The organism is Comamonas sp. E6 (genome assembly GCF_001010305.1).
In the GTDB taxonomy this organism is placed as follows: domain Bacteria; phylum Pseudomonadota; class Gammaproteobacteria; order Burkholderiales; family Burkholderiaceae_C; genus Comamonas; species Comamonas thiooxydans.
Map to the genome: position 1 here is coordinate 147147 of NZ_BBXH01000011.1, position 11964 is coordinate 159110.

The following is an 11964-nucleotide window of genomic DNA, read 5'->3' on the forward strand; positions in this document are numbered from 1 at the left end:
CGGGCCGACGGATGACGCCCTGCAGTGTTTTTCAGGGCTCAGATTACCGAGCGCAGAGGCGGTGTATCCAGCTGGCTGCCGGCATTCTGGACGAGATTCTGCAGCAGGGCCGAGGTGTCGCTGCTGCTTTCGACCAGGCCCATCTGCCACTCGCCCATGAAGCCGTTGCCCACACAGGACTGAAGAAACTGCAGCATGGCGTCGTAATAGCCATCCACATTGAGAATGCCGACGGGCTTGTCGTGGTAGCCCAGCTGGCGCCAGGTCCAGACTTCGAACAGCTCTTCAAAAGTACCGATGCCGCCGGGCAGGGCCACGAAGGCATCGCTGCGCTCGGCCATCATGGCCTTGCGTTCGTGCATGTTCTTGACGATGTGCAGTTCGTCGCAGGCCTGGTTGGCCAGCTCCTTGTCGACCAGTGCCTGAGGGATGATGCCGACGACACGGCCGCCAGCTTGTTGCGTGGCTTCGGCCACCACGCCCATCAGGCCGCTGCGTCCACCGCCATAGACCAGCTGGCCGCCGCGCGAGCCTATCCATTGGCCCACGGCCTTGGCGACTTCGGTGAATTGAGGGTTGGTGCCGGGGCGTGAGCCGCAGTACACGCAAATGGAAAAAGCGGGTTGAGTCATACGATGAAACGGTGATAAAGAGCGGCAGCCCAGACGGCTCCGCAAAGGCACAGGGCCAGAAATACAGCAGCGCTGCCCATGTCCTTGGCTTTCTTGGACAGCTCGTGCCATTCGGGCCCAATACGGTCTATGGCTGCCTCTATGCCGGTATTGAGCAATTCCACAATGAGCACCAGGATGACGGTGCCGGCCAACAGCGCTGTCTGCTCCCAGCTCTGGCCCAGCCAGAGCGCCAGAGGAATCATGACGGCAGCACAGATTGCTTCTTGCTGGAATGCTTTTTCATGCCAGCCGGCCTTGAGGCCAGCCAGTGAGTAGCCGCCGGCATGCAGCACTCGGGACAGTCCGGTACGGCTTTTTTGCGGGTTGACGGGGTCGGGTGAGGAGGTACTCATGGAGGGGGGTCAGCGGATGCGTTTGGGAGTGGGGGCCTGATGCACCAGCTGGGTGCCGGCCCAGGCGTCGTGCCAGAACTGCTTTCTGGGGTGAAAGCGGCTCAGCAGCGCCCAGATCAGAATCCAGCCCATGAGCAGCACCAGAACCTCCAGTGGCGGCAGGCCCAGCGGGTAGAGCAGGGCCAGCGGTGGCAGCCACCACATCCAGCTGGCTGCGTAACGCAGCAGGGCGCGGGTTTGCGTCAGGGGTCGACCTTGGGTATCGACCACGCGGATATGCCAGGTCTTCATGGCCAGCGTCTGGCCCTTGCTCCAGAACCAGACAAAGTAAATCCCCAGCACCACCAGCATGAAGGCCTGCAGCAGATGCCGATTGTCGAGTGCATTGCGCGTCTGAGACAACGTTCCGAACAAATAGCCGGCGATGAACACCACGCCAAACAAAAGCATGCCTTCATAAAGCCAGCAAGCCATGCGGCGACGCAGGCTTGGTGCTATGAAGTCAGGAGTCGATGAGGCTGCCGGCCGGGTGTCTTGCTGCATGAGGGCATTGTAGGGCTCAGGTCAGCGGGCTTGGCGCTCGGTTGCCGCACCGACACTGTCATTGGTGCGCGTCTTGACTTGGCGCATCCAGCGGAGGCAGGGTGATCGGGGTGGCGCGAGGAATGTCCACAGGAGCCGTCTCCACAATCACCGAGGGCGTACGGATGGGGTGCGTCTCCACCATGGCAGGTGTTGCGGGCACGGGCGGTGGTGGATGATGAATGGTTGCGGGTGGAATCTTGGGCAGATTGGGCACCGTATTGGGGGAGGCCGTGGCAGCAGGAATGCGCGCCAGCTTCTTGGAAGGCACGGGCTTGATGGCCGGTGCGGCGCTTACCACCTTGGGAGTGGCGCGGGCCGCCAGCAGTCGCTTTTCTTCATCGCTCAGAGCCTGGTAGGCCTCCCACTGGGCCTGCTTGTCAGTCGCGAGCTTGTTGGTAATGGCGAAATTCAGCCGGGCCTGATTGCGCTGGGCAGCACTCAGGCCGGACCAGGCTTCCATGCGGTCATGAAGCTTTTGCTGTTCGCGCTCGCTGAGTTTGTCAAAACCATCCGCCAGGGCAATCCAGCGGCGCTTCTGCACCGAGCCGATCATGGCCCAGCGCTCTTGCAGCGGCTGCAGAATCTCGCGCTGGTGGCTGCTGAGTTCGCCCCAGCGTGGACCTGAGGCCTGCGCCGAGGCTCTCTGGCGCGTGGACGGGTCTGCATGCATGGATCTGGATGCAGCTACCGTGGCGGGGGGGACGGAGCTGGGTGCCAGCCTGACTTGCTGTACGACATTCCATCCTGTCCAGCTCAAGGCCACCAACAACAGCGCCGCCATGATGGCGGCGGTGTTGTCGGGTTTCAGGAGGGAGCGCTTCTCAGTGGGCATCAAGGCAGAGGTGGCAGGCTGTTTAGTGTTCTGATGGGGTGGCTGCCGAGGTCTTGAGGTACTGGATGAAGCCAGGGTCAGAGTAGGCAGCAGGGGGCAGATCATCGGTCAGCAAGGCTGTATCGACCTCGGTGACTTCGCTTAGCATACTTTGTTCGGTGTCGGAGTTGTAGATTACCAGGCCCGCAATGAGTGCAAAAACGGGGATGGCCGAGACCAGGGTGCGCCACCAGCCGTTACCCTCGTCGGGGTTGCCCAGTGTCAGGGTGTTGCCCTGGGCGGATGCTGCAGTACTGGTCTGAACGCGCAGTACAGACGCTTCGCGGCGACGTATGGACACGGCTTGCTCGCGGGAGGCGCGCAGGCGTTCGGTAATTTCGTAAGGGAGCAAGGCTTCGCCCTCGCTCAGGCGGGCAGTGATTTGACGGGCGATGCGGTCGGCGGTCTGTTCTTGCCGGAGGGTGGGCGCGGATTTCATAACTCGATTCCTTTGGCCTTGAGTGCCTTGCTCAATGTTTGAATGGCGCGGAAGCAATGGGTTTTGACGCTGCCTTCAGAGCAACCCATGGCGGCAGCGGTCTCTGCGACATCCATCTCTTCCCAGTAACGCATGAGAAAGGCCTCGCGTTGACGCGCAGGCAGCTCCTGTATCTCTTTTTCTATGCTTTGCAGTGTCTGCTTGCGTTCGGTCAGGCTCTCGGCGTTGCTGGCGGCGGATGCGTCGCCGTTGGTGGCATAGGTTTCCAGCCAATCGAAGTCGCTGTCCCCGTCTACGGAAGACTCCAGGTCGCTGAAGTGAGTGAAAACGGCTTTCTGTGTCTTCTGGCGGCGAAACCAGTCAAGAGTGCTGTTCGACAGAATGCGCTGGAACAGCATGGGCAGTTCATTGACCGGTTTGTCCCCATAGTGCTGGGCCAGTTTGAGCATGCTGTCCTGCACGATATCCAGGGCGGCCTCCTCGTCGCGGACATGGAAAACGCTGCGTTTGAAGGCGCGCTTTTCAACGTCTTTGAGGAATGCAGACAGTTCTTGTTCTGTGGCCAAGAGAGAGTAACCCTGGAGAAAGCGGGAGTTAGGTAGTGACGAAAGCGGCAGATTATCGCATCCGATGATGTTTTTTTGTGTACTGCATTTGAAGGTCTTGTTGCAGTGCGATAATGATCTTCAACTTAAAGAAGCAAACGGATCACGGTCCGGCGTATACACAAACGTCCATGGCATGTGGTCTTAAGTCCTAAACCGGCCTCACAAGGGCTTCAGGCTAAGGGCACCGAAGGTTTTTCGTTAGAGAAATTCACAAAGGTTGATCATGGAAATCTCCAAAGCCGAGCTGGCCTCTGCAGCCGCCGCATCGTCCCCCAAGGGCGCCCAGGAATTGATGGGCTCCGAAATCCTCATCAAGTCTCTTCAGGCTGAAGGTGTCAAGCACCTGTGGGGTTACCCTGGCGGGGCAGTTCTCTATATTTACGACGCGCTCTACAAGCAGGACAGCATCCAGCATGTGCTGGTGCGCCACGAGCAGGCGGCCGTGCATGCAGCCGACGGTTTTGCGCGTGCCACCGGTGAGGTGGGCGTGGCGCTGGTGACTTCCGGCCCCGGTCTGACCAATGCGGTAACGGGCATTGCCACCGCCTATACCGACTCCATCCCCATGGTGGTGATCGCGGGACAGACATCGACCAATTACATCGGTACCGACGCGTTTCAAGAGTGCGACACAGTGGGCATCACGCGTCCCATCGTCAAGCACAACTTCCTGGTCAAGGATGTGCGCGAGCTGGCCGAGACCATGAAAAAGGCTTTCCACATCGCCCGCACCGGCCGTCCCGGCCCTGTGGTGGTGGATATTCCCAAGGATGTGTCCTTCAAGAAGGCGCTGTACACGGGCTATCCTGAAAAAGTGGAAATGCGCTCTTACAACCCCGTCAAAAAGGGTCATGCGGGCCAGATTCGCAAGGCTCTGCAGCTGCTGCTGACGGCCAAGCGCCCTTATATCTACACCGGCGGCGGCGTGCTGCTGGGCAATGCCTGCAACGAGCTGCGTCAGCTGGTGGACATGCTGGGCTACCCGGTCACGAATACGCTGATGGGCCTGGGCGCCTACCCGGCCAGCGACCGGAAGTTCCTGGGCATGCTGGGCATGCACGGCACCATCGAAGCCAACAATGCCATGCAGAACTGCGATGTGCTGCTGGCCGTGGGTGCGCGCTTTGACGATCGCGTGATCGGCAATCCCAAGCATTTCATGTCGGTGGAGCGCAAGATCATCCATATCGACATCGATCCTTCCTCCATCTCCAAGCGCGTGAAGGTGGATGTGCCCATCGTGGGCGATGTCAAGGACGTGCTCAACGAGCTGATTGCCATGCTGCGCGAGTCGGCACAGCGCCCCGATGAGGCAGCTTTGGGCCAATGGTGGAGCACCATCGAAGGCTGGCGCAGCCGCGACTGCCTGAGCTACGACAAGTCCAACACCGAAGTCATCAAGCCCCAGTACGTGGTCGACACGCTGTGGAACATGACCAAGGATGCCGACGCCTACATCACCTCCGATGTGGGCCAGCACCAGATGTGGGCGGCGCAGTATTACCGCTTTGATGAACCCCGTCGCTGGATCAACTCCGGCGGTCTGGGCACCATGGGCGTGGGCCTGCCTTACGCCATGGGCATCAAGCTGGCCAAGCCCGACTCCGAAGTCTTCTGCATCACGGGCGAAGGCTCGATCCAGATGAATATCCAGGAGCTGGCCACCTGCAAGCAGTACAACACCCCGGTGGTCATCTGTGCGCTGAACAACCGCTTCCTGGGTATGGTGCGCCAGTGGCAGGAAATTGAATACTCGGGTCGCTACTCAAGCAGCTATATGGATTCGCTGCCCGACTTCGTGAAGCTGGCCGAGGCCTTTGGCCATCGTGGCCTGCTGATCGAGAAGCCTGCCGATGTCGAGGCTGCGCTGCGCGAGGCGCGCCGTATCGTGCGCGAGGAAAGCAAGACGGTCTTCCTGGACTTCCGCACCGATCCGACCGAGAACGTGTTCCCCATGGTGCAAGCCGGCCGTGGCATCACGGAAATGCTGCTGGGCGCCGACGATCTGTGATGCCGGGTAGCCGGTTTTGAAAAAATCGGCCTCAAGCACTTACATATCAAGCACAAGCAGCTATATTTTAAATAGCATTTTTTGACGAATCTATTGTCCGCCGAGCCTGGCACTTACCGGTGTCAGGGGAGGGCGGCGAAAAGAGGAATCTCCCAATGAAACACATTATTGCCGTGCTGCTCGAGAACGAGCCTGGAGCACTGTCGCGCGTCGTGGGCCTGTTTTCCGCCCGTGGCTACAACATCGAATCCCTGACTGTCGCACCGACTGAGGACCCCTCGCTGTCGCGCATGACCATCCTCACCACGGGCTCGGACGATGTGATTGAGCAAATCACAAAGCACCTGAATCGACTGATTGAAGTGGTTAAAGTGGTGGACCTGACCGAAGGTGCCTACACCGAGCGCGAGCTGATGATGGTCAAGGTGCGTGCCGTGGGCAAGGAACGCGAGGAAATGAAGCGCATGGCGGACATCTTCCGCGGTCGCATCATCGACGTGACCGAGAAGAGCTACACCGTGGAGCTGACCGGCGACCAGTCCAAGAACGACGCCTTCCTGCAAGCCATTGATCGCACTGCCATCCTTGAGACCGTTCGCACAGGCGCCTCGGGTATTGGTCGTGGCGAACGCATTCTGCGTGTCTAATGGCTGCGTTGCACCACTTTTGAATCTGAACAAACCTTTTTAACCCCCTCAAGATAAGAGACCTGGAGCCATCATGAAAGTTTTCTACGACAAGGACTGTGACCTGAGCCTGATCAAGGGCAAGACTGTTGCCATCATCGGCTACGGCAGCCAAGGCCACGCACATGCTCAAAACCTGAACGACAGCGGCGTGAAGGTTGTGGTCGGTCTGCGCAAGGGCGGCTCTTCCTGGGACAAGGTCGGCAAGGCCGGTCTGACCGTGATGGAAGTGAACGACGCGGTGAAGGCTGCCGACGTGGTCATGATCCTGCTGCCTGACGAGAACATCCCCGAGGTGTACAAGAACAACGTCGAGCCCAACATCAAGTCCGGCGCTACCCTGGCTTTCGCTCACGGCTTCAACGTGCACTACAACCAGGTCGTGCCCCGCGCCGATCTGGACGTGATCATGGTCGCTCCCAAGGGCCCCGGCCACACCGTGCGCTCCGAATACCTGAAGGGCGGCGGCGTGCCTTCCCTGATCGCCATCTACCAGGACAAGTCCGGCAAGGCCCGTGACGTGGCCCTGTCCTATGCTTCCGCCAACGGCGGCGGCAAGGGCGGCATCATCGAAACCAACTTCAAGGAAGAAACCGAGACCGACCTGTTCGGCGAGCAGGCCGTGCTGTGCGGCGGTGCCGTGGAACTGGTGAAGATGGGCTTCGAGACGCTGACCGAAGCTGGCTACGCTCCCGAAATGGCTTACTTCGAGTGCCTGCACGAGCTCAAGCTGATCGTTGACCTGATGTATGAAGGCGGCATCGCCAACATGAACTACTCCATCTCCAACAACGCGGAGTATGGCGAGTACGTGACCGGCCCCGAAGTCATCAACGAAGAATCCCGCAAGGCCATGCGCAACGCCCTCAAGCGCATCCAGAGCGGTGAATACGCCAAGATGTTCATCAGCGAAGGCCGTCTGAACTATCCTTCGATGACTGCCCGTCGTCGCCAGAACGCCGACCATGCCATCGAGCAAGTGGGCGGCCAGCTGCGCTCCATGATGCCCTGGATCTCCAAGAACAAGCTGGTCGACCAGACCCGCAACTAATGCAGGCAGGTCATTCGGCGCGAGCCGGATGACTGCGCTTGGGCAAGAGGCCACCTTTGAGGTGGCCTTTTTTCATTCCGGATGCGATCTGTGTGGCGGGTACACTGGTGGCAGGGACATGGCCATGATGGCCATGCTTGAAATACTATCGTTTTAATAGCTGCATGCAGTTGACATGCAAGCACTGGAGGTCTGTTTGATGCAAAACAGCAATGATTCTGCCGATCTGAGTGGAATGCCGCGCAAGCCGCGCAAAGGCATTTATGTGCTGCCCAATCTGTTCACGCTGGCAGCGCTGTTTGGCGGTTTCTACGCCATCGTCATGGCCATGAACAACAAGTTCGAGCTGGCGGCCGTGGGCGTTTTCTGCGCCATGGTGCTCGACAGTCTTGACGGTCGCGTGGCGCGCATGACGCACACGCAAAGCGCGTTCGGTGAGCAGATGGACTCGCTCTCCGACATGGTGTCCTTCGGTGCCGCGCCCGCGCTGATTGCTTATGAATGGGCCTTGCGTCCCCTGGGGCGCTGGGGCTGGATTGCCGCCTTTGTGTATTGCGCCTGCGCCGCATTGCGCCTGGCGCGCTTCAACGTGAATACGGCCGTGGTGGACAAGCGCTATTTCCAGGGCATGCCTTCGCCTGCGGCTGCGGCCCTGGTGGCGGGCTTTATCTGGCTGACCAGTGCGCTGATGGTTTCCCATCGTGATGTACCCATCTTCGGCGATGTGATTTCCTGGTTTGGCGGCTATCCCACGGACAGGGCCGATCTCTCCTGGATCATGTTCGCCATCACGCTGTTCGCAGGTCTGACCATGGTCACCAATATTCCCTATTACAGCTTCAAGGACATCGGCGGCGCCAAGAGCATGCCGTTCGTCTCGCTGGTGGTGGTGGCCCTGCTGATGGCCGTGGTCAGCATCGAGCCTGCAACCATGCTCTTCCTGGTGTTTGTCGGCTACTCGGTCTCGGGCTATGTGATCTATGTCTGGCGCCGTGCCAAGGGTGAGCAGGTCAGCATTGTGGCGACCTCCAAGGACGAGCCCGATGAGCGTGGTCTGCACGACGATTGAAGCGCGGCCCCAAAAAATCCTGGCCCTGTCAACTTTTCTTGTGTTAAAGTGACCCGCATGCAAAACCTGTCGCTAGCTCTACTACTAATGTCCAACGGGCAGAGAAAGTAGCGCGCGCGTACAAACACACCCTACTTGGCGGCCCGTAGCATCAGCGACGGGCCGTTTTTGCTTTTGGGCGTCGCTGGAGCTGGGTTCAATTTCCTCTAATTTCGACTAAAGAGACTCACCATGTTGCAAAACCCTTCCACCAAATACCGCGCTTTCGCCCCCGTGCGTCTGACCGATCGCACCTGGCCCGACGCGGTCATCACCAAGCCCCCGGTCTGGTGCAGCGTGGATCTGCGTGACGGCAACCAGGCCCTGATCGAGCCCATGGACATCGAGCGCAAGGTGCGCATGTTCGAGCAACTGGTGAAGATCGGTTTCAAGGAAATCGAAGTCGGCTTTCCTTCGGCCTCGCAGATCGAGTTCGACTTCATGCGCAAGCTCATCGAGGAAAACCGCATTCCCGACGACGTGACCGTGCAGGTGCTGACCCAGGCGCGTGAGCACCTGATTCGCCGCACCTTCGAAGCGCTCGAAGGCGTGCCCCGCGCCATCGTCCATCTCTACAACGCCACGGCTCCCGTGATGCGCCGCGTGGTGCTGAACATGACTGAAGACGAGATTGTGGAATTGGCTGTGACCAATGCCCAGATGTTCAAGGACATCGCGGCCCAGCACCCCAACACCAAATGGACCTTCCAGTACTCGCCCGAAATGTATTCGGACACCGAGCTGGAGTTCTCCAAGCGCGTGATAGACGCCGTCACCGACGTCTGGCAGCCCACGCCCGAGAACAAGTGCATCATCAACCTGCCCACCACCGTGGAGCACTCAACGCCTAATATCTTTGCCGACATGGTGGAGTGGACGCATCGCAACATCAAGCGCCGTGACAGCGTGGTGATCTCGGTCCATCCGCATAACGACCGCGGCACGGGAACGGCGGCTGCCGAGCTGTCCCTGATGGCCGGCGCGGACCGCCTGGAAGGTTGCCTGTTCGGCAACGGCGAGCGCACCGGCAATCTGGACGTGGTGAATGTGGCGCTCAATATGTATATCCAGGGCGTGAACCCCGGCCTGGATTTCTCCGACATCGACGATATCCGCGCAACGGTTGAGCATTGCAACCAGTTGCCCGTGCATCCTCGTCACCCTTACGTGGGTGACTTGGTCTACACCTCCTTCTCCGGCTCCCACCAGGACGCCATCAAGAAGGCTTTCGCCGCCCACAAGGAAGGCGATATCTGGGATATGCCTTATCTGCCCATCGATCCCAAGGACCTGGGGCGCAGCTATGAGGCAGTGATTCGCGTGAACAGCCAGTCGGGCAAGGGTGGTATTGCCTATCTGCTCGAGAGCGAATATGGGCTTCAGCTGCCTCGCCGCCTGCAGATCGAGTTCAGCCAGGTCGTGCAGCGCGAGATGGACGCCAGCGGCAAGGAATTGTCGGCTGCGGATCTGTGGGAGCTGTTCCAGCGCGAATATGGGGTCAACACTGTCAAGGCACCTCAATATCGCCTGAGCGAGGCAGATGGCGTTGTCAATATGACTTCCCACATCGAGATCGCCGGAGAAAAGTATTTTTTGGAAGGCGAAGGTACGGGCCCCATTGATGCCTTCGTGCAGGCGCTGTCGGCTAACGTCGGCCGCAATGTGCGCGTGCTCAACTATGCTGAGCATGCGATTGGCGAGGGAGCGAATGCCAAGGCGATTGCCTATGTGGAGCTGCGCGTGGATGACGCTCAGGTCTGCTATGGCGTCGGGGTCGATGCCAATATCGTTTCTGCCTCGTTGCGCGCCATCATCTCGGGAGTGCAGCGCGTCCCTGCTGTCGCCGAAGAGGCGGTAGCCGCATAAAAGGTTCAAAGCCGGTGTCGCCAAAAGCGCACCGGCTTTTTTGTCGGCAATCCTCCAGTCAAAACAGGCGTCTACCGGCGCCATTACATAGAGAGTCCCCACCATGTCCGATCAGCTCATTATTTTTGACACCACCTTGCGTGACGGCGAGCAGTCGCCCGGCGCATCCATGACGCGCGATGAAAAGCTGCGCATTGCACGCCAGCTGGAGCGCCTCAAGGTCGATGTGATCGAGGCAGGGTTTGCCGCGGCATCCAATGGCGATTTCGAGTCCATCCAGACCATTGCGCGTGCCATCAAGGACTCCACAGTCTGCTCGCTCTCCCGCGCCAACGACCGCGACATCGCGCGTGCGGCCGAGTCGTTGAAGGGTGCCAACCGCGCTCGCATTCACACCTTCATCGCCACCAGTCCGCTGCACATGGAGAAAAAGCTGCGCATGACACCCGAGCAGGTGCTGGAGCAGGCCAAGCAGGCGGTGCGCTTCGGGCGCAATCTCATCGAAGACATCGAATTCAGCGCGGAGGACGGCTATCGCAGCGAACCCGATTTTCTGGCGCGCGTGATCGAGGCCGTCATCAAGGAGGGTGCAACCACCATCAACGTGCCCGACACCGTGGGCTACGCGATTCCCGAGCTCTATGGCGAGTTCATTCGCAACTTGCGCGAGCGCGTGCCCAACAGCGACAAGGCCGTCTGGTCCGTGCATTGCCACAACGACCTGGGCATGGCGGTTGCCAATTCGCTGGCGGGCGTGAAGATCGGCGGCGCGCGCCAGATCGAATGCACCATTAACGGGCTGGGCGAGCGTGCAGGTAACTGCTCACTTGAAGAAGTGGTCATGGCCATCAAGACGCGCAAGGACTACTTTGGTCTCGACGTGAATATCGATACTCAGCATATCGTGGCCGCCAGTCGCCTGGTCAGCCAGACCACGGGCTTTGTGGTGCAGCCCAACAAGGCGGTGGTGGGAGCCAATGCCTTTGCCCATGCCTCCGGCATTCATCAGGATGGCGTGCTCAAGGCGCGTGATACCTACGAAATCATGCGTGCCGAGGATGTGGGCTGGGCGGCCAACAAGATCGTGCTGGGCAAGCTCAGCGGTCGCAACGCCTTCAAGCAGCGTCTGCAGGAGCTGGGGGTGGAACTGGACAGCGAAGCTGCCATCAACCAGGCCTTCACGCGCTTCAAGGAACTCGCGGATCGCAAGAGCGAAATCTTTGACGAGGACATTCTGGCGCTGGTGAATGCCGAAGGCGCGGAGCACCAGGACAATCAGTTCCAGTTCATTTCGCTGGCCCAGCAGAGTGAAACAGGTGAGCGCCCACATGCCAGCGTGGTCTTCAGCAATGCAGGCCGGGAAATCAAGGCCAGCTCCGAGGGCAATGGTCCGGTTGATGCCTCGTTCAAGGCCATCGAGTCCGAAGTCAAGAGCGGTGCCGAAATGGTGCTGTATTCCGTCAATGCCATCAGTGGCTCAACCGAGAGTCAGGGCGAGGTGACGGTGCGCCTGCAGCGCAGTGGTCGCATCGTCAACGGAGTGGGTGCTGACCCCGATATTGTGGTCGCATCGGCCAAGGCATATCTGAGCGCTTTGAACAAATTGCATAGCAATCAGGAAGTTGTTGCAGCACAAGGTTGACTGCTGGATTTATAATTTCACTCAGATTATCGAGAAGGTTGTGCAAGTGCTTGTCACTGCACAACTTTTT

Annotated in this window: 12 protein-coding genes; 6 read left to right on the top strand and 6 right to left on the bottom strand. The window is 59.4% G+C overall.

Annotation, left to right across the window (positions count from 1 at the left end; translation table 11 throughout):
- Positions 1–38: 38 nt before the first annotated feature.
- The 6 genes from CSE6_RS10420 to CSE6_RS10445 form a co-directional block, all read right to left on the bottom strand.
- Positions 39–632, bottom strand: a complete 594-nt coding sequence (locus CSE6_RS10420; protein ID WP_034356985.1) for a TIGR00730 family Rossman fold protein — start codon at positions 630–632, stop codon at positions 39–41.
- Positions 629–1027 (bottom strand): diacylglycerol kinase, encoded by a 399-nt coding sequence (locus CSE6_RS10425; RefSeq protein ID WP_034356988.1) that lies wholly within the window; start codon positions 1025–1027, stop codon positions 629–631. Before CSE6_RS10425 ends, CSE6_RS10420 begins: the two co-directional genes overlap by 4 nt.
- Positions 1028–1036: 9 nt before the next feature.
- Complete coding sequence (locus CSE6_RS10430) at positions 1037–1501, bottom strand: RDD family protein (RefSeq protein WP_003066228.1); 465 nt, start codon at positions 1499–1501, stop codon at positions 1037–1039.
- 127 nt (positions 1502–1628) lie between these two features.
- Positions 1629–2444 carry a DUF3106 domain-containing protein gene (locus CSE6_RS10435; RefSeq protein ID WP_034356994.1) on the bottom strand — a complete coding sequence of 272 codons (816 nt, stop codon included), beginning with the start codon at positions 2442–2444 and terminating at the stop codon, positions 1629–1631.
- Positions 2445–2466: 22 nt separating this feature from the next.
- Entirely contained in the window at positions 2467–2922 is a 456-nt protein-coding gene (locus CSE6_RS10440) for a DUF3619 family protein (protein ID WP_059440474.1), read from the bottom strand.
- A complete protein-coding gene (locus CSE6_RS10445) occupies positions 2919–3488 on the bottom strand; it encodes an RNA polymerase sigma factor (protein WP_034356999.1) in 570 nt (189 codons plus the stop codon). The genes CSE6_RS10440 and CSE6_RS10445 overlap by 4 nt, the downstream gene beginning before the upstream one ends.
- 265 nt (positions 3489–3753) lie before the next feature.
- Between CSE6_RS10445 and CSE6_RS10450 the strand changes: the two genes are divergently transcribed.
- The 6 genes from CSE6_RS10450 (at position 3754) to CSE6_RS10475 (ending at position 11894) form a co-directional block, all read left to right on the top strand.
- Entirely contained in the window at positions 3754–5541 is a 1788-nt protein-coding gene (locus CSE6_RS10450) for an acetolactate synthase 3 catalytic subunit (protein ID WP_059440475.1), read from the top strand.
- A gap of 155 nt (positions 5542–5696) precedes the next feature.
- Positions 5697–6188 (top strand): acetolactate synthase small subunit, encoded by a 492-nt coding sequence (gene ilvN, locus CSE6_RS10455; protein WP_003056638.1) that lies wholly within the window; start codon positions 5697–5699, stop codon positions 6186–6188.
- A 73-nt stretch (positions 6189–6261) separates the two neighbouring features.
- Entirely contained in the window at positions 6262–7278 is a 1017-nt protein-coding gene (gene ilvC / locus CSE6_RS10460; RefSeq protein WP_003056637.1) for a ketol-acid reductoisomerase, read from the top strand.
- A 199-nt stretch (positions 7279–7477) separates the two neighbouring features.
- Positions 7478–8347, top strand: coding sequence for a CDP-diacylglycerol--serine O-phosphatidyltransferase (pssA, locus tag CSE6_RS10465; RefSeq protein WP_003056635.1), 870 nt, complete (start codon positions 7478–7480; stop codon positions 8345–8347).
- Between the two features lie 231 nt (positions 8348–8578).
- Complete coding sequence (gene leuA, locus CSE6_RS10470) at positions 8579–10252, top strand: 2-isopropylmalate synthase (RefSeq protein WP_034393178.1); 1674 nt, start codon at positions 8579–8581, stop codon at positions 10250–10252.
- A 103-nt stretch (positions 10253–10355) separates the two neighbouring features.
- Entirely contained in the window at positions 10356–11894 is a 1539-nt protein-coding gene (locus CSE6_RS10475; RefSeq protein ID WP_012837810.1) for a 2-isopropylmalate synthase, read from the top strand.
- Positions 11895–11964 lie beyond the last annotated feature (70 nt).